Source organism: Flavobacterium fryxellicola (assembly GCF_900143245.1).
Classification (GTDB): domain Bacteria; phylum Bacteroidota; class Bacteroidia; order Flavobacteriales; family Flavobacteriaceae; genus Flavobacterium; species Flavobacterium fryxellicola.
The window spans coordinates 376911-396367 of sequence record NZ_FRDK01000002.1; the positions used below are offsets into that span (position 1 = coordinate 376911).

15 protein-coding genes and 1 pseudogene are annotated in these 19457 nt (G+C 34.4%); 13 read left to right on the plus strand and 3 right to left on the minus strand.

Annotation, left to right across the window (positions count from 1 at the left end):
* The first annotated feature begins 349 nt into the window (after nucleotides 1-349).
* The 3 genes from BUA03_RS05295 (at nucleotide 350) to BUA03_RS05305 (ending at nucleotide 4263) form a co-directional block, all read left to right on the plus strand.
* Nucleotides 350-1516: a DUF4268 domain-containing protein gene (locus tag BUA03_RS05295; protein WP_082854293.1), complete on the plus strand. Its 1167-nt coding sequence runs from the start codon at nucleotides 350-352 to the stop codon at nucleotides 1514-1516.
* 164 nt (nucleotides 1517-1680) lie between these two features.
* A complete protein-coding gene (locus tag BUA03_RS05300; RefSeq protein ID WP_066077984.1) occupies nucleotides 1681-2571 on the plus strand; it encodes an AbiTii domain-containing protein in 891 nt (296 codons plus the stop codon).
* A gap of 609 nt (nucleotides 2572-3180) precedes the next feature.
* Entirely contained in the window at nucleotides 3181-4263 is a 1083-nt protein-coding gene (locus tag BUA03_RS05305) for a DUF6544 family protein (RefSeq protein ID WP_066078876.1), read from the plus strand.
* A 963-nt stretch (nucleotides 4264-5226) separates the two neighbouring features.
* On the opposite strand, the pseudogene BUA03_RS05310 reads toward BUA03_RS05305, so the two are convergent.
* Nucleotides 5227-6048, minus strand: a pseudogene (locus tag BUA03_RS05310) (SDR family oxidoreductase).
* Nucleotides 6049-6581: 533 nt separating this feature from the next.
* Here BUA03_RS05310 and BUA03_RS05315 point away from each other — a divergent pair.
* The 5 genes from BUA03_RS05315 to BUA03_RS05335 all read left to right on the plus strand — a co-directional run bounded on the left by BUA03_RS05315 (nucleotide 6582) and on the right by BUA03_RS05335 (nucleotide 9620).
* Complete coding sequence (locus BUA03_RS05315; protein ID WP_066078874.1) at nucleotides 6582-7019, plus strand: TlpA family protein disulfide reductase; 438 nt, start codon at nucleotides 6582-6584, stop codon at nucleotides 7017-7019.
* Between the two features lie 435 nt (nucleotides 7020-7454).
* Entirely contained in the window at nucleotides 7455-7655 is a 201-nt protein-coding gene (locus BUA03_RS05320) for a DUF4177 domain-containing protein (RefSeq protein ID WP_066077981.1), read from the plus strand.
* A 198-nt stretch (nucleotides 7656-7853) separates the two neighbouring features.
* Nucleotides 7854-8042 (plus strand): hypothetical protein, encoded by a 189-nt coding sequence (locus BUA03_RS05325; protein WP_139255607.1) that lies wholly within the window; start codon nucleotides 7854-7856, stop codon nucleotides 8040-8042.
* A 354-nt stretch (nucleotides 8043-8396) separates the two neighbouring features.
* A complete protein-coding gene (locus BUA03_RS05330; protein WP_066077974.1) occupies nucleotides 8397-8888 on the plus strand; it encodes a hypothetical protein in 492 nt (163 codons plus the stop codon).
* 3 nt (nucleotides 8889-8891) lie between these two features.
* Nucleotides 8892-9620 (plus strand): LVIVD repeat-containing protein, encoded by a 729-nt coding sequence (locus tag BUA03_RS05335; protein WP_066077970.1) that lies wholly within the window; start codon nucleotides 8892-8894, stop codon nucleotides 9618-9620.
* Here BUA03_RS05335 and BUA03_RS05340 read toward each other — a convergent pair.
* Nucleotides 9617-10273 carry a TrmH family RNA methyltransferase gene (locus BUA03_RS05340; protein ID WP_066077967.1) on the minus strand — a complete coding sequence of 219 codons (657 nt, stop codon included), beginning with the start codon at nucleotides 10271-10273 and terminating at the stop codon, nucleotides 9617-9619. The genes BUA03_RS05335 and BUA03_RS05340 overlap by 4 nt on opposite strands.
* A 224-nt stretch (nucleotides 10274-10497) precedes the next feature.
* Here BUA03_RS05340 and BUA03_RS05345 point away from each other — a divergent pair, with 224 nt between their 5' ends.
* The 5 genes from BUA03_RS05345 (at nucleotide 10498) to BUA03_RS05365 (ending at nucleotide 17816) form a co-directional block, all read left to right on the plus strand.
* A complete protein-coding gene (locus BUA03_RS05345; protein ID WP_066077964.1) occupies nucleotides 10498-11190 on the plus strand; it encodes an SIR2 family NAD-dependent protein deacylase in 693 nt (230 codons plus the stop codon).
* A 67-nt stretch (nucleotides 11191-11257) separates the two neighbouring features.
* Nucleotides 11258-12604, plus strand: coding sequence for an adenylosuccinate lyase (gene purB / locus BUA03_RS05350; RefSeq protein ID WP_066077958.1), 1347 nt, complete (start codon nucleotides 11258-11260; stop codon nucleotides 12602-12604).
* A gap of 184 nt (nucleotides 12605-12788) precedes the next feature.
* A complete protein-coding gene (locus BUA03_RS05355) occupies nucleotides 12789-15026 on the plus strand; it encodes a cation:proton antiporter domain-containing protein (RefSeq protein ID WP_066077955.1) in 2238 nt (745 codons plus the stop codon).
* A gap of 293 nt (nucleotides 15027-15319) precedes the next feature.
* Nucleotides 15320-15925, plus strand: a complete 606-nt coding sequence (locus BUA03_RS05360) for an NAD(P)H-dependent oxidoreductase (protein ID WP_066077952.1) — start codon at nucleotides 15320-15322, stop codon at nucleotides 15923-15925.
* A 1-nt stretch (nucleotide 15926) separates the two neighbouring features.
* Nucleotides 15927-17816 carry a monovalent cation:proton antiporter-2 (CPA2) family protein gene (locus BUA03_RS05365; RefSeq protein WP_066077949.1) on the plus strand — a complete coding sequence of 630 codons (1890 nt, stop codon included), beginning with the start codon at nucleotides 15927-15929 and terminating at the stop codon, nucleotides 17814-17816.
* A gap of 80 nt (nucleotides 17817-17896) precedes the next feature.
* Here the strand turns inward: BUA03_RS05365 and BUA03_RS05370 are convergent, their stop codons facing one another.
* Nucleotides 17897-19360 carry an aminoacyl-histidine dipeptidase gene (locus BUA03_RS05370; protein ID WP_066077946.1) on the minus strand — a complete coding sequence of 488 codons (1464 nt, stop codon included), beginning with the start codon at nucleotides 19358-19360 and terminating at the stop codon, nucleotides 17897-17899.
* Nucleotides 19361-19457 lie beyond the last annotated feature (97 nt).

The following is a 19457-nucleotide window of genomic DNA, read 5'->3' on the forward strand; positions in this document are numbered from 1 at the left end:
TTATATTTCTTTTTTTAGGAGCCACTCCCGCCCTACGCTACAAAGCATTTGGTCGCCCACTCTTTTTCTAGGCGCTTGCAGGAGCTTCTTTTAGTCGCTCTGCAACCACCAGAAAAAGCGGTTGGCTACCGGCATGCGTTTTTCGCTGCGGTCAGGGCTATGGATTTTGTGCTACATAACTTGGCTAACGATTACACACACTTTATCACAAAAAAACGTAAAAGAAATAAAAAGTCCATTTGATGATTTGTAAAGAATTATTTATATATTTGATTTTGGCAATAAGTCTTATTCTATCAGACTTATCCACCGGATTTAAGGTATATAAGTCTGATTTTGTCAGACCTATATGCAAGTTACCAGAAAGCAAAATAAACCGCTTAAAATACAACAACTAGAAAATATGTATCAAATTAATACTTTAACTAATAGAATTAAGGGATTAAAGAGAGTTAAGTTCTCTGAACACGGAATTAAAGAACGACAACATTTACAAGAATGGCTTGCTAATGAACCTAAAGTTTTTGGAGGCGAAGATTTGTTAATAATTCAAAAAGAATTTAGTGGATTTAATGACACAAATGAAAGATTAGATTTATTAGCTCTGGATAAATTTGGAAATATAGTTGTAATTGAAAATAAATTAGATGATACAGGCAAAAACGTAACTTGGCAAGCTCTAAAATACGCATCATATTGCGCTACACTCAAGAAAGAAAATATCAAATCTATATTTCAAGATTATCTAAATAAACAGGGCGAAAATGACATTGCAGAAAACGTTTTGGCAGAATTCTACGATTTGGAATATGACGAAATATTACACTTAAATCAAGGGAATACACAAAGAATAATATTTGTTGCCAATGAATATAGAAAAGAAGTTACATCTACCGTTTTTTGGCTTTTAAATTATAAAGTTAAAATACAATGTTTTAAAGTAACTCCATTTGCTCTTGACGAGCAAATGTTTTTGACAATGGAACAAATAATACCACAGAAAGATTCTGAAGATTATATAATTAAAATGGCAGACAAAAATTATGAAGAAATTGCTACTCAAGAAGGTTTAAAAGATAGACATCATTGGAGATTAGAATTTTGGAATAAAATTTTGCCAATGCTAAAAGGAAAAACATCAATATTTCAAAACATTAGTCCAACTAAAGATTATTGGCTACACTCAACTGTGTTAGGTGTAAAATATACTTTAGTTATTACAAAATCATATTGTAGCGTTTTAGTTGAATTTACAAAACCAAATAAAGAAGATAATAAAAAAATGTTTGATGATATTTTTAAATTTAAAGATGAGATTGAGAAAAGTTTTGGCAACGAGTTAACTTGGAATAGGTCTGATAATAAAATTAGTAGTCAAATAGGATTTTACCAAACTGATGTAGATATTTTCAACAAACAAGATTGGGATAAAATGTTGCAGTTTCTATCATATAATATAATAAAACTCGAAGAAGCAACGAGAAATCCACTTTCGAAAATTAGATCAACTCTATAAAGATTGCCTTCTGGTAACACACGCTAAATCGAGATTGCCAAATATGCCGTAGCGAGAACATTACAATTCACGAATAAAATCTATCTTGCCGAAAGTTCTCAGTTCGCTATCAGTGGCATCCTCGTTTAGCGCGCGAACGTTGTAAGTAAGCTAAAAAAAAACAAATGATACACGAATTAATAACCGACATAGCATACGACCGAATAACTGTTGCTCAAGGTTTAACCAGAGCAAAATTGATAGCGAATCAAATTAAAAATGACACTTTTAAAAATTGGCTATCAAAAGAATTGAATGGATATACTAACGATGATAAAATTTTACCTGAATACAGAAAAGTTTGGTCAGAAATAGAACTCACAGCTGAATTCCCTTATGGACAGATAAGAACATTTCCTGTTGTACTTCCAGATCACGAAGACGAAACTATGAAAGATTTGATTTATCATCATCGTTTTATTGAACCAATTTATATAGTAGAACAGAACATAGCGGAAATGGACGGCAGTTCTGGATCTATAAATTTACCAGGCGGAATGGTAAGAATTCTTGCCGGATTTTATGACTCAATCAAAAGACAAGGAGGACAAATTAGAAGTGCGCATAGGACTGTTGGAAAGTCACAATTACAAAACATCGTTCAAGTAACAAAACAAAAACTATTGGACACGTTGCAAGAACTAGAAAACCAGTTTCCGCAAATAGATAAAAACTATATTATGAATGAAGATAATAAGGAAAAGGCTCAAAATATAATTACAAATAATATTTACGGAAACAACAATCCATTTAATGTTGCTGCTGGAGAAAATATTACGCAAGGAAATATTAATCTAACCATAAATGAAGAACAAAAAACAAAATTAAAAGAACTTGGCATCGAGGAAGAGTCATTAAAGGAACTAGAAATAATTGACGTAGAGAATCCAAAAGGAACACTAAAAAGAAAAGAAAAAATAATGGGATGGCTTGGTAAGATAACTGCATCGTTAGCATCTAGAGGTATTTATGATAATATTCCTAAACTGATTGAATTTGTAGGAACATTAACGTAGAAAAGCCTATTTACAACAGATAGGGTTTCGTTGCGTTCGCCACGGCGAACGAACACCCGAGCGACAGCGAACGAACGAAGTAATGAACCCGCGGTTGAATCCTCCGCGGCGGACAGGCTGGAACCGTTTACATGCCGTCAACACTATGGAGTTATCGTAAAGTATTGATATAGAATTTCAAGAGGCAAGTGAGCCTCTTTTTTTTTGCAGTATAAAGTACTGTTTTTTTTAAATCTTTATTGAACTTCGATGTCCATTCAGATAACCATAAAAATAGATTTTAAGAAACAGCTTAGTGTCAAAACTGGGGCGGCCTTCGGATTTTATAATTTGTACCGTAAAACCAAGTGCTTCAAGGGAGATGTTATATGCAAAAGCTTCAATCAAACAAACGGGATTAAACAAGTAGAAATTATCCTCTAAACTGCCTATTTATAACTGTTGACGCGATGTTTCGGATATATGTCGCATCCTTAAATGTACAAATTTTCTCTCTTACATTCAAAATAAAATCTTACATTTGTTAGAAACAAAACGGATTTTTTTTCACAGACTGACGTTATCGGTAACCTTAAACAACACGATACGAAGGGATAAAACCAAATGATTATGAGAATATTTTTTGTGATACTAATAGTCATTCACGGACTGATTCACTTGATGGGTTTTGCAAAAGCATTTGACTTTGGAACTATCACTCAACTATCCAAAGAAATTTCTAAACCATTGGGCGTTCTTTGGCTGACAGCATTTTTGTTATTCCTATTATCAGCGATTTTATTTTTCTTAAAAAAAGAAGAATGGTGGATAATTAGTATAATAGCAGTAATTGTTTCTCAAATACTAATTATTACAGTTTGGCAAGACGCAAAGTTTGGAACAATCGCTAATATTTTAATTGCTGCAGTTGCTGTTTTGACATGGGGAAGCATCAGCTTTGAAAAGAGTTTCGTCAATGATAAAAATGAAAATATAATCCGAACAACTATAATTTCACAAGAAATTTTAACTGAGACAGATATAAAAACATTACCTAAACCTGTGCAACATTACCTAAAATATGTTGGCGTGATGAATAAACCAAAAGTTAAAAATGTAAGAATTGTATTTGAAGGACAGATGAGAGATAAGGGGAAGGACTATTTCCCATTTACCTCTGAACAGTTTAACTTTTTTGACGAACCAACAAGACTTTTCTATATGAAAGCAAAAATTTTTGGTGTATCGGCTCTTGGTTATCATAAATACAGTGATACTAAGGCATCAATGGACATAAGGCTTTTTGGACTTTTCCCAATTGTTAAAAAATCGGGAGACATTATGAACAAAGCTGAAACTGTTACTCTATTTAATGATATGTGTTTACTTGCTCCAGCAACATTAATTGACAAAAGAATACAATGGGAATCAATAAATGACACGTTAGTAAAAGCGACTTTTACAAACAAAAAAATATCTATTACAGCAGCTTTGTACTTTAATCAACAAGGACAATTGGTTGACTTTATTTCAAACGACAGAACATCAATTACAGATATGAAACAATATCCATTTTCAACCCCAGTTTCAGAATACAAAATTATAAATGGATATAATTTAATGTCAAAAGCAGAAGCGGTTTGGGACTACACTGACGGGAAATTTACTTATGGGAAATTTATACTTAAAGAAATTGAATATAACATAAAGTAGAAGAAAGGCAGCCGATAACAGATATGAGTTCGTTGGGCTTGAAAAGCCAAAAATGAATCCCGATCGCGCGGATTTGTAATCCGTGCTCGTTCCAACTGGGTTTTTCTAAATTATTTTAAGCCTTTTTACTGCTATAAATTAACTTTGATCATTTACAAACCATATTATAAAATCCCGCCCGCGCGGATTTGCAATCCGTGCCCATTCCAACAGCGTTTTTCTAAATTATTTTAAGTCTATTTAATGATTCAAATTATATTTGATCATTTATAGACATTTTATAAAACCCCGTTCCATAAAGTATTCCTGATTACACATAAATTTTTCGTAATGCTGCACAAATGCCGCTAGCTTTGCGCATTTTCATGAACTTTTTATTAAAACAAGACGCGATAAAGTGGCTGACTTTTGTTTTGACCCCTATAAAACAAGAGTATTATTCTAAATTTCGATTTTTAATTACGCTGTTAATTTTTTCATCATTATTAGGTGTTTACCAGAGTTCCATTTCACCCCGATAGCGCGGATTTGCAATCCGTGCCCACAACTATAAGACATAATAAAAAGAAGATACTAAATATGATTGCTTCGTTCCTTGCAATGACTCAGTAACCCGATAGCGCGGATTTGCAATCCGTGCCCACAACAATAAACACTTTATCAAAAGAAAATATTAAATGTGATAGCTTCATTCCTGGCAATGACTCAGTAACCCGATAGCGCGGATTTGCAATCCGTGCCCACAACAATAAACACTTTATCAAAAGAAAATATTAAATGTGATAGCTTCGTTCTTTGCAATGACTCCGTAATTCGACAGTGCGGATTTGCAATCCGTGCCCATTACAAATGGATTTGTCACTATTTTCACCGTACTGTTTTCAATTAAAAAAGTGTTTAGCTCAAAGATAATTTCTTAAAGCTAAACACTTTTTTTACCATAAAATAAGTACAGACAGCTACTTATTTTTTAGAGGGATCGATAGTATCGGTTTTAATTTCAAATTGGCGGTTTTGGTACTCTTGGCACATTGGGACCATTTTTTCAGGACAAACGGTACGGAAATTATGTTCTTGTTGCGGAATATTTTCTACCATTTTATCAATCATTTCTTGAGGATCAAACTGGTTTTCGGCCATTTTGGTCGCTGCTTTCTCAATTTCTTTTATTGAGGTAAAATGTTCGTCTTCATTGAACCATTGTTTGTAAGAATCGTACATTCTGTCGTTAAAACCCGTATCAAATGGACCTGGATTGATGGTGGCCACTGTAACTCCAAAAGGTTGTAACTCGTCTCTTAAGCATTGAGCAATTGCTTCAAGAGCGTGTTTCGAAGCATTGTACGGCCCTAAAAATCCACTTGTGGTAAAACCTGCAATTGATGATACAAATATGATTTTACCTTTGCCTTTTTGCACCATTTTTTTGATAAAAGGCTGCGAAAATTCGAGCGTTGAAAATGTATTGGTTTCCATAACCTCTCGCAAGTAATCAACAGGAATTTCAGCTAGTGGTCCTGTGTATCCCATTCCAGCATTATTTACTAAAATGTCAACGTCGTATTTCAAAGCATTTTCACAGTCGAATGCATCACAAATGTCTAGTTTAATTAATTCGATGTTTTGTTTGTAATCGGCCTCTTTGAGTTCTTAGATTAACCGCGACATTTGCTCAAAGGTATGAACCGAAGCAATTACTTTATGTCCTTCTTTTGCTAGGCCAATTGCTGTCTCTTTTCCGAGTCCTGAGCCTGCACCCGTAATTAAAATGGTTTGCTTTTTCATCTTTATTTTTTAAGAATTTTAAGTTGAAATTACCAATTATTACGATAAATATTCCTGATTTTAAAACGGTTTTAACTTTTGCACTATTTTGTGGCAATTTACTTCCTCCCTCCGCAAAGTATTTGCGCTACAGCAAATACTAAGGACTTTGCAGTAAATAATTCCATTTAGTGTTTCCCGTAATGATCTGGTAAGCAAATAATGTAACTTTGAAAGTAATTCAAATGCATAAGATTTTTATTCGAATTATTGCTATATTTGAACATAAATTAAGTCTGATCTTTATCAGAACTATCTCCCGCATTATGGGGTAATCAGTCGCATTTCGTTAGACCAATATAAAAATTACGGGCAAGTTAAAAAACCCTCACAGTAATCAAACACAGACGAGAGAACCTAAACTTTACTATATCTTGACAGCCATTACATAAGAATAAAACAGTTAATTTTGAAACACCAAATTATATGTTTAACCAAAAAGTTGCATTTGTAACTTGAATCCAGCTTACAAAATTAATAGATTATTTGTAAAAATGATAGAAACAATAAACGTATTCGATTTAGAGGGCATTGCAGTTAATTTAATTTCTAAGTATAAAGGAAAGCCTTTATTACTGCTTATTTACAATAACGATTGTCTGGGATGTACTGGTAGAGCTATTCCTTTGGCGTACGACTTTCAGCAAATGTATGAATCCATTCAGGTTATTGGAATCCATTCTGATTTTAAAAATAGAGAGGCCACTAAAGAAAATATCAAAAATATTTTTACTAGCGGAGAGAATCCATTTCCAATATATATAGATAAACATCACCAAGTGTACGACCAATTAAATGCTGAAGGTACTCCTCAATGGTTATTGATTAATAGTAATGGTGAATTGTACCGCTCCATTTTTGGTTCTCAAGAAGGAGCTCAGAGCAGATTGTCATATGCGGTTGAAACACTTGTTGAAAACAACACTTTATAAAATATTTGAATCTTGAAGAAAACAATCTTGATTAATTTAAACAAGAAGATGTCTAATGTATTTAAAATTTAATGCTACTCTGGTACTCGTTTGCAACGAGTGCCTACCTACTTTAAAACACTAGATAAAGCGTTTGTAACGCGACAAACTTAACTGATACACAAAATATTTATTTAAATACGTTTCTCTTAAACGTTGCGCATATTTATCTGACTTTGCGCAATTTTTATAATTAGAGATTATATTAAAAACGTCTTAAAGTGGCTGACCCTCAAAGGTGTTTTAGCAAAAAAAAACCTAAATTTAGTACAAATGGATCGTATCTCTTGTTTGAGTTGTTTTTGAAAAATAAGAAAAAACATCCTTTCTTGTAATCAAAACCAGTTATATTTACATGGAAAGTAAGAACACTATTTAATAACCAAAAAACCTGTTATGAAAGAATACAAAGTAGAAAGTTTAATTTATTACTCTAAATTGACTTTAGATTCAAAGCACATTGCTAATGACTCAAAAAAAGAAATTCAGGAAAAACTAGATGAATATGCAGCAAAAGGATATCGATTCACTACCTCAACATCAACAAATTTTGGTGCCGCAATTTATATTCATTTGTATTTTGAAAAAGATATTTAAGCAAAGTCAGAGAAAAATAATTTCCGCTCCGCATAATCTTCATTTAAAGAATAAACTTGTCGTGTAAGCTGCGCAAATGTCTCTGACTTTGCGCAATTTTCAGGACTTGATAGTATATAAAAAGTCATGAAATGGCTGACTTTTAAGAGTCCGCTGCAATACCAGAACGTTATGCAAAACCAAAACAACTCTTTAAATATGAAAAAAGTATTATTTGCACTTTTACTATTATTTTCATTCAGCGTAAATGCTCAACAAAATATAAATGAAATTAAGAAAGATGCATTACAAATTATTAAGAAAATTAATTTCGAATATAAAAATGGAAGTCTAACCACAGAACAAATCTCTGAACTCTTTTGTAAAAAAATTTATTATTCTGTTTGAGATAGAGGAGACTATGATGATAACTATTTGATTCAAAATCAAAAAATTTTAAAGAAACTGTTACTTTATTAAACTTTCACAAACTAAAAAAAAGCAGAATAACTTTCCATGAAGAGAGTCAAGAATATACATTAAGCTATCAATTAGTCAGGCCTACAGCCAAATTTGAAGGTTCGAGCGCTTTAGTGAGTTTTATAATAGAAAATGGAAAACTTAAATTGTACAGTATTCAAACAATTCCATAAATACAATACAGATCACAGCTAAAGTCTTAGTGCATACGCACCATAAATAATAACACCGTAATAACGCAACCAAATACTCTTTTTGTTATATTTATAAAAACATTTCGCAATGAAAAAAATAGTACTTCTCCTGCTGGTTTCATTCTCGTTCAGTTCTTGCTGGCCAACGACTGATAATCGAGATTTTATAAATGAAAATTACAAACCTATCATTGTAGAACGAAGCGTACTTGAAAACTCCATTGCGTTTCAAAGTTCACAACCCGTAATTAAATCAGGAAAAATATATATAAAAGACGATTTGATGTTTGTAAACGACGTAAACAAAGGATTTCATGTTTACGATTATGCAGATCCGAAAAATCCAATCCGGATGCACTTTATAAAAGCACCGGGTGCCACTGACTTGGCGATTAGAGACAATACCATGTACATCAATCAAGCAGTAGATTTAGTAACGGCAACGTACAATCCTGCAACAAAAAAATTCCTAGTAACGAACAGAAACAGAAATGTTTTTCCACAAAAGCAAGCCCCAAACGGCTTATATGGCTACACCAAAGAAAATGAAATTATAATCGATTGGACTTTAATCAAGTAACACATGAAAAAAATTATATCCTTCGTATTACTAGTATTTATAATAGGTTGCTCCGACAGTGATAGCGCGCAAAACAGCGACATAGGACAAGGAGGATCACTTGCTGTTTTTGCCATAAAAGGGAATTATCTCTACGGCGTTGACCAAATGAAGTTGAATGTATTCTCGTTAATCGATTCCGAAAAACCAGTAAAAGTCAATGAGATTCCAATAGGTTTTGACATAGAAACCCTATTTTCTTTTGGAGATAATCTTTTTATTGGATCTAGAAACGGAATGTTTATTTATTCTATTACAAATCCGGAAAACCCAATCAAATTATCGAGTGTGCAACACTTTACTGCTTGTGATCCTGTCATTGCCAATAGTACACATTCCTATGTAACCTTGAATTCAAATACAACGTGTGGAAATAATATAAACGTATTACAAGTTTATGACACCAAAGATCTAACGAACCCAAAATTAATTCACAGCAGAACACTTACGCAACCAAAAGGAATTGGTTTTTTTACTGCCGATTATTTATTTGTTTGTGATGATGTTATCAAAATATTTAACATTCAAAATCCCGCAGAACCCATCTTAGTGCATAGCATTGATAGAAATTGTTTTGATTTAATAATTAGAAACAACACTTTGTTTGCCATAGGAAATGGCGGTGTGTATCTTTATGAATTGAATCCGAGTAACATAAAAGATATAAAAGTCGTTAGCGAAGTCAAATTTTAATTTTCTAAGAAATACCGCTCTTCAATCCTTTTAATGTCTTTGATGGAATTTTTGGCCCAAGCCAAACGTTTTTCTAAAATTTCATTTTCAGTTAAATGCCAATCGATGTTTGAATTGCGCAAGCGGTTTGTCAAATTTTGAATAATGATTGCCGCAGATACTGAAATATTCAAGCTTTCGGTAAAACCGACCATTGGTATTTTTAGAAAACCATCGGCGCGTTGCAAAATTTCTTCGGATAAACCGTCTCTTTCTGTTCCAAAAAATAAGGCACTTGGTTTCGATATATCAAAATCATCCATCAAACAATCATTCTCGTGAGGTGTAGTGGCAATAATTTGATAGCCTTTACTTTTGAGCGTATCCACACAATTCGTGATACTATCGAAGGTGTTAATATCAACCCATTTTTGGGCTCCCATGGCAATTTCTTTATCGATACTTTTTCCATAGCGTTGCTCAATTACATTTAATTCCTGAATTCCGAAGATTTCACAACTGCGCATTACCGCACTTGTATTGTGCATTTGGAAAATATCTTCGACAGCAATTGTAAAATGCTTGGTTCTGTTTTCCAAAACCTTCAGAAATTTTTCTTTGCGGTTATCCGTTAAAATATTTTCGAGAAAATTAAGGTAATCGATATCAATCATTGGGATTATTTTTTTTTGCAAAAATAGTAAAAAAGAGTAGTTTTATCAATTCAAAAAGCATTTGTCACAGCAGCTAGTACTATCGTATATTTGAAAATGAAGTGCGTTTGTCTACGAAATTTGCGTGAGGGATAGAGGCGGTATCCTTTTTAGGGCTTTTTAGCCCAAAAAAGATAAAGCCGAAAGCCCGGTCGCTTTTGCGAACACGCCCAAATAATAAAAAAATGAAAAAGAAATTAGTGGTTTTGACAGGAGCCGGTATCGATGCGGAAAGTGGCATTAAAACGTTTCGTGATAGCGACGGACTTTGGGAAGGTCATAATGTGCTTGATGTGGCCACACCGGAAGGCTGGCATAAAAACCCAGCTTTAGTGCTTGATTTTTACAATCAAAGGCGCAAACAGCTCAAAGAAGTACAACCAAATCTAGGTCATCAGATTCTCGCTGCATTAGAAAAGGATTTTGAGGTGTACATTATCACACAAAATGTAGACGATTTACACGAGCGCGCCGGAAGTTCTAAGGTGTTGCATCTGCACGGCGAATTATTGAAGGTGCGAAGTACTGCAAATGTAAATTACATTGTGGATTGGAAGGAGGATTTAAATTTTGGCGATTATGATAACAATAACAACCAATTGCGGCCGCACATAGTCTGGTTTGGGGAGGAAGTTCCTGCGCTTGACGAGGCAATAAAAATCACTCAAAGTGCCGATTATTTTGTTGTTATTGGCACTTCATTGCAAGTGTATCCTGCAGCTGGTTTAATCGATTTTACTTCATCTGAGATACCCGTATTTTATATCGATCCAAAACCTATAAGGATCCCAAATCTCCGAAATCCATTGGAAGTCATTCCAGAAGTGGCCTCTGAAGGAATGAAAATACTAAAAAAGAAGCTTCTTGACTTTATTTAAAAACCATTCGTTTTCTATTTTGTTTTGAAAGGTTTATATTTGTGCCTTTCGAACAAACAACTAAACAATGACTACTTTAAACGAATTGAATGCTGTATCTCCAATCGACGGTAGATATAGAAATAAGACCATTTCTCTAGCTCCTTTTTTCTCAGAAGAAGCCTTAATCAAATACCGCGTACTAGTTGAAATAGAATACTTCATTGCTTTGTGCGAAGTGCCTTTACCACAACTGGCAAACGTAAATCCCGATATATTCGAAAGCTTACGTAACATTTATAAAAATTTCTCTACTACAGATGCCCTTTGGATTAAAGAAACGGAGAAAGTAACCAACCACGATGTAAAAGCGGTGGAATATTTTATCAAAGACGCTTTTGAAAAATTAGGATTATCCCAATATAAAGAGTTTATTCACTTTGGACTGACTTCCCAAGACATTAATAATACGGCGATTCCGCTTTCTACAAAAGAAGCTTTCGAGAAAGTCTATATGCCCTCTTTGATTACGTTGACTTCAAAATTGAAAGATTTAAGCGTTGAATGGCGTGATATTCCAATGTTGGCCAGAACTCATGGGCAGCCAGCTTCTCCAACGCGTTTGGGTAAAGAAATTGGTGTTTTTGTAGAACGTTTAGAAGAGCAAATGCGTTTGTTATTTAATATTCCTTTTGCGGCTAAATTTGGTGGCGCCACTGGAAATTACAATGCCCATCACGTGGCGTATCCGCAAATTGATTGGCGAAAATTTGGAGGTCAATTCGTTGAAGAAAACCTAGGTTTACATCACTCCTTCCCCACTACACAAATTGAACATTACGATCATTTTGCTGCCTTTTTTGATGCTTTGAAAAGAATAAATACGATCATTATTGATTTAGACCGAGATATTTGGACGTACGTATCCATGGACTATTTTAAACAAAAAATCAAAGCTGGAGAAATAGGATCTTCGGCTATGCCGCACAAAGTAAACCCTATTGATTTTGAAAATTCAGAAGGAAATTTGGGAATAGCCAATGCGATTTTCGAACATCTTTCTGCTAAATTACCATTATCAAGATTGCAACGTGATTTGACGGATAGTACCGTGCTGAGAAATATTGGAGTTCCAATGGGATATACCTTAATCGCTTTTGAAGCTACTTTGAAAGGATTAAATAAATTATTATTGAATGAGCCCAAATTTCACGAAGATTTAGAGAAAAACTGGGCAGTAGTTGCCGAAGCAATTCAAACCATCTTGCGTCGTGAAGCCTATCCTAATCCGTATGAAGCATTGAAAGGATTGACCAGAACGAATGAAGCCATTGATAAAAAAGCAATTCATGGATTTATTGCTACTCTTGATGTTTCAGATGAAATCAAAGCAGAATTGATGCACATTACGCCAAGTAATTTCTTAGGCATCTAAATTTACATAAACTATTATAAGTGGTCTATTCCCATTGAAAAAGAAAAAAAATTTCTTTTCAATGGGTTTTTTACTTTAAATAACGTAGAAAAGAGCCCTTTTAACATAAATTAAAGAGTAAAAAATAAAGATTTTTTTATATCTTACAAAAATACAAAAAACCTTAAAACACGACTCAACACCGATGAATACCGCGGAAACAGTAGCAAACGTATCGCACCATTTACAGCCCTTAATTAGAGATTTAGGATTAATCTTGATGACAGCAGCAGTTGCCGTTTTATTATTTAGATTAATAAAACAGCCACTTGTTTTGGGGTATCTAATAGCTGGATTTTTAGCTGGCAATCACTTTGATTTTTTCCCTTCTGTAAAAGATATTAAAAGTGTCGAAGTTTGGGCAGAAATTGGAGTAATCTTTCTATTATTTAGTTTGGGACTCGAATTCAGTTTCAAAAAATTGATGAAAGTAGGAGGAACTGCTTCTATCACTGCTGTAACACAAATCATTACTATGGTTTCGCTCGGCTATTTGGTAGGACAATGGATTGGATGGAAATCCATGGATAGCCTCTTTTTAGGAGTCATTTTATCAATATCTTCTACAACTATTATTCTAAAAACGTTTGAAGAACTTGGTGTAAAAACTCAAAAATTCGCCGGAATTGTCGTTGGCTCCCTGATTGTCCAGGATATTGTCGCTATTTTAATGATGGTCTTACTTTCTACAATTGCAGTCAGTCAGCAGTTTTCGGGAAGTGAACTGATTTTATCCGTTTTTAAACTGATTTTTTTCTTAATAATATGGTTTGTTGGAGGCATCTTTTTTATCCCAACTTTACTTAAAAAAGCAAAAAACATATTGACGGACGAAATGTTATTAATCATCTCACTTGCCTTGTGTTTGATGATGGTTATTCTTGCTGCCAATGTTGGTTTTTCTCCTGCGTTAGGCGCTTTTATCATGGGCTCCATCATTGCTGAAACCACTCAGGCAGAACATATCGAACATTTAGTTAAACCTGTAAAAGACCTTTTTGGAGCTGTTTTTTTTGTTTCAGTAGGGATGTTAATTAATCCAGCAACGTTGTATGAATATGCCTTTCCCGTGGCTCTTTTGACATTGGTAGTGCTTTTAGGTCAATCTATTAGTTCAACAATTGGTGCCTTACTCTCTGGACAGCCCTTAAAGCAATCGGTGCAAACTGGAATGAGTTTATCGCAAATTGGAGAATTCTCCTTTATTATCGCCACTCTTGGAATGACATTGAATGTAACTAGTGATTTTCTCTATCCAATTGTCGTGGCAGTTTCAGCAGTGACTGCTTTTACGACCCCATTTATGGTCAAATTCTCTACTCCATTCTCTGAATATCTGGAAAAAAAATTACCCCGAAAATGGATCAAAAAAATTGAACGGTACAGTGCTAATACACAATCGATTAAATTAGTTAGTAATTGGCAAATAGTAGTCCGTGCTTTTTTGACACAAGTCGTGATTCACTCCGTAATTATTGTTGCAGTTACTTTGCTGTCATCCAAATTTATTTTGCCATTAGTAGAAGGATCCCCTTTTGCAAACATATTTGGCGCACTAATTACTTTAGTGATAATTTCGCCCTTTTTATGGGCGCTTTCCTTGCGACGTGTTGCGGTTAAAGAAGTCGCCATCCTAAGAGAGGAACGCAAATACCGTGGACCAATTTTGATGATGATTCTAGTGCGGATGATTTTAGCGCTTTTTTATATTGGCTTTTTATTGAATATCTTTTTCTCACCTATAATAGCTTTTATATCACTGATTGCGGCCGTCGTGATCTACTTTGTCTTTCCGAAAAAATTAAATGCGCAGTACCATAAAATTGAAGACCACTTTCTCAAAAATCTAAATGCCAGAGAAATCAAAAAAGTTATCAGAAGCCGCAGTCATTTGACTCCTTGGGACGGACACATGTCAACATTTGATATTGCTCCAACTTCAAATATTGCAGGTAAAACGCTAAATGAACTGCGAATTAGGGAACAATTAGGTATCAATATTGCCTTTATCAAAAGGGGAGAAATTATGATTAATATCCCCAATAAAAATGAACGTTTATTTCCAGGAGATGAAATTTGTATAATTGGAACAGACAAACAAGTTAAAGAATTTAAATCCTATTTGCATCAAAATGAAATAGAAATTCCTGAAATTTCTGAGACGGACATCATCTTAAAACAACTTGAACTCAAAGGCGATGAATTTATTGGTGCAACGATCCGAGATTCTCAATTGCGGGAAAAAACGAATGCCTTAATTGTAGGAATTGAAAGAAGCGGAAGACGAATTCTTAATCCAGAATCCAATATGATTTTAGAAAAAAATGACATACTTTGGGTCGTGGGAAGCAAAAAACTATTGACCACTTTTTTCAAAAATTAAACAAAAAAAAATGGCTTCATGGATTAATCGCTATTGCCCTATTCGCTGATTAATTCGCAACCAACCGAAGGATGTCTTTAATTAAATCCTGCGAGAATGATTTTTTAATTTGACGGGATTTTCTGTTTGTCCGCTACTACAAATAAAAAAATAGCTTTTCAACCGATTGCTATCAAAAAAACTAAACAATATTTTATATCTTTCAATATTTTTAAAAAGTACAAAAAACACTGTAAACCAGACTTTAAACAGTTATAAATTTCTGAAAAAGAAATAGTTAACAACTAAATTTTATGGCAAAAAATAAAATTTTAATCATATTTTCTCATCCATTGTTCGAAAAATCACACGCGAACAAGGCTTTGGTGGAAAATATTCCCAATTCAGAAAACATCACTTTTCATGATTTATATGAAGAATATCCCAATTTTGATATTGATGTCAAGCACGAACAAGTTCTTCTGAGCCAACACGATATAATTATTTGGCATCATCCAATGTATTGGTACAGTTGCCCGCCATTAATGAAACAATGGATTGATATGGTTTTGGAACACAACTGGGCGTACGGAAAAAAAGGGACAGCGCTGCAGGATAAAATTATCTTTCAGGTCATTACAACTGGAGGCGACAAAGAAAATTATTGCGAAACAGGAAGTGATCGGTATAGTATTGTTGAACTTTTGGAACCGTTTAATCAAACGGCAAAAGTGTGCAACATGATTTACTTGCCTCCTTTTGTGGTCCACGGAACGCACAATATGGCCAAAGAAGATTATGAGAAAAACGGAGTGGTTTATGGTTATTTACTTGACTATTTAGAAAACAGCGACTTGGATTCCGATACCATTTTGCAATACCATTATTTGAACGAATGGTTTGCTACAATACAAGTTTAATATGGATACAAATTTTTTATTACAAGCAATCATTTATTTATCGGCCGCAGTAATTTGCGTTCCTATTGCGAAAAAGCTAGGCTTAAGTTCTATTTTGGGCTACTTATTGGCTGGAATCGTTATTGGCCCCTATGTTTTGGGATTTATTGGTCAGGAAGGTGAGGACATTATGCATTTTGCTGAATTTGGTGTTGTGATGATGCTATTTTTAATTGGTCTGGAACTAGAACCCCGCAAGTTTTGGAAAATGCGAAAATTCATCCTCGGAATGGGATCTTCTCAAGTAATAGGAACTACTGTTCTTTTATTTGTTGGATGTCTTATTTTTATGGATTGGAAATGGGAAACTGCCTTAGCTATTTCGCTAGCACTCGCATTATCCTCAACGGCAATTGTACTGCAAACTTTAAAAGAGAAAGGATTATTAAATACATCGGTAGGCCGTTCCTCATTTGCAGTTTTACTTTTTCAGGATATCGCCGTGATCCCAATATTAGCTTTCTTACCGCTACTTTCAACTGTAAATCTTGAAGCAACAAGTGACGCGCCACAATCCTTAATTACAGGCTTTCCAAGCTGGTTACAAACTCTAATTGTACTGGGGATTATATCGACAATTTATTTTGCCGGTCGTTATGTATTTGTTCCCTTATTGCATATAATTGCAAAAACTAGGTTACAAGAATTATTTACAGCCTCTGCATTGTTACTGGTTGTTGGTGTTTCCTATTCGATGCAATTAGTTGGATTGAGTCCTGCACTTGGTGCTTTTATGGCTGGAGTTGTATTGGCTAACTCGGAATTTCGACATGAATTAGAAGGAGATATTGCGCCATTTAAAGGGTTGCTCTTAGGCCTTTTTTTTCTAGGTGTTGGCGCATCAATAAACTTTCAATTAATTATTGAAAATCCTCTTTTCATTTTTATTTTTGGAGCCATCCTAACTTTTGTGAAATTCGTAGTTTTATTTGTAATTAGTAGATTTCAGAAAAAAAATAGGAATCAAAACCTTTTGTTTGCTTTTGGTTTGAGCCAAGCAGGAGAATTTGGCTTTGTAATCATGAGTTTTTGCATGCAATTAAATATTATCCCTACTGTTTTGGCAAATCAAGTAATGGCAGTGATCGCCATGAGTATGGTTGCTACTCCGTTTTTGCTATTAGTAAATGAACGATTAATTTATCGGTATTCTGGAGTCAAAGAAAAGGGAACCGAAATTAAAAAGGAAAATGATTTTATAGACGAAGACAATCCAGTTATCATTGCTGGTTTTGGCCATTTTGGCAGTACAGTAGGACGTTTGTTAAAAGCTAATAAAGTGAAATCCACTATTCTAGATTATGATTCTGATCGAATTGATTTGTTACGAAAAATGGGTTTCAAAGTGTATTATGGAGATGCAACGCGATTGGAATTGTTGAAAGCTGCTGGTTGTGAAAACGCCAAACTTTTTATTGCAGCGATAGACAATCCATCTGTAAATTTGCAAGTGATTGAAACATTAAAAAAACATTTTCCGCACTTGAAAATCTTGACCCGTGCCCGAAATCGAAATGATGCTTATGAACTAATCGATCATAAAGTCGAGCATATTTACAGAGAAACATTATACAGCGCTGTAAATATGGGTGTTGACGCCTTAGTAGAATTAGGCCATCGCAAGTATTCAGCCACTAGACAAGGACGGCAATTTATAAAATATGACGAAATTACTACTCGTAAATTAGCTGAAAAACGTCATGATAAAATGGCGTACCTCATTACTATTAAAGAAGAAATTGAACTGCAGGAACAATTACTGAAAAGCGATCTTTATTCCCAGATTGCAGCAACAAACCATAGTTGGGATAGCGAACATTTGAAAAACAACCTATCTGAACCCGCCGATTAGCACTTGTTGTACAAAAGAAAAGACATAATTAAAATCCCAAATGGAACTTAATTATGCCTTTTTCTTCAGTTTTTAAGCTATTATTTTACTGGAATCGTTGCTAGAATTTCCAAAACAAATCTCCAAAATTTCTGAGAAGACGAAATGCTCGCTCTTTCGTCTGGAGAGTGCGCCCCGTGAATGGTTGGCCCAAAAGAAATCATATCCATATCTGGATAATTGGTTCCCAGAATTCCACATTCTAATCCAGCGTGACACGCTACCACTTTTGGTTTTTCACCGTTTTGTTTTTCATAAATTGGCACCAAAACATCTAATATCTCCGACTCTGAATTGGGTGTCCATCCGGGATACGATCCTGAAAACTCTACTTCGCAACCCATTAGTTCAAAGGCAGAACGCAAGGCATTAGCCAAATCAAATTTAGAAGTTTCAACCGAAGAACGGGTTAAACATTGTACTGAAAGTTGTCCATCACCTACGATTACTTTAGCAATATTATTAGAGGTTTCTACTAAATCAGCAAAATCAGCGCTCATTCGATACACTCCATTATGAGCAGTATACATGGATCTTACGAAGTAAAACTGAGCAATTGTCGGCATTACTTTAGCAGGAGCTGCATCCATTTTTTCAAAAACAACTTCTAAGCTGGGTTCCGTTGTTTTAAACTCGGTTTTAATTTCGTTAACAATTTGCTGCATATCAAAAACAAATGCTTCGTCATACACTTCTGCAATAATAACCTTGGCCATACTTTCACGTGGGATCGCATTACGCAAACTTCCGCCTTTAATTTCCGAAATTTGTAACCCAAAATTATCAAAACCATCAAACAACAATCGGTTCATGATTTTATTCGCATTACCCAAACCTTTGTGAATATCCATTCCTGAATGTCCGCCTTTCAAACCTTTTACGGTAATGGTGTATCCTACTGAGCCTTCTGGAGTTTCCTCCTCATCATATTCTGCCGTTGCCGTTACATCAATACCTCCTGCACAACCAATATCAATTTCATCATCTTCCTCGGTGTCCATATTCAACAAAATTTGACCTTGTAAAATACCGCCTTTTAAATTTAAGGCTCCAGTCATTCCTGTTTCTTCGTCAATAGTAAACAAAGCTTCGATTGCAGGATGCGGAATATCAGTACTTTCTAATATTGCCATGATAGCTGCAACTCCCAGACCGTTATCAGCACCAAGCGTAGTTCCTCTGGCACGAACCCAGTCACCATCCACATACATATCAATTCCAGTGGTATCAAAATCAAAAACAGTATCCGCATTTTTTTGATGCACCATATCTAAATGCCCTTGAAGCACAATTGCTTTGCGATCTTCCATGCCTGCCGTAGCGGGTTTACGGATAATTACATTGCGAATTTCATCTTCAAAAGTTTCAAATCCAAGGCTTTCGCCAAAGTTTTTTATGAACGCAATTACTCGGTCTTCCTTTTTAGAAGGACGTGGAACGGCATTCAAATCGGCAAACTTATTCCAAAGCGCTTTTGGTTCTAAATTTCTTATTTCTTGACTCATTTATGTTTGTTTGATGTTTAACAATTTAAGATTCCAAAGTTACAAAGTTTAAAATCGTTTTCCTCTTTACAAAGTTAATTATCATTTAAAATTCGCG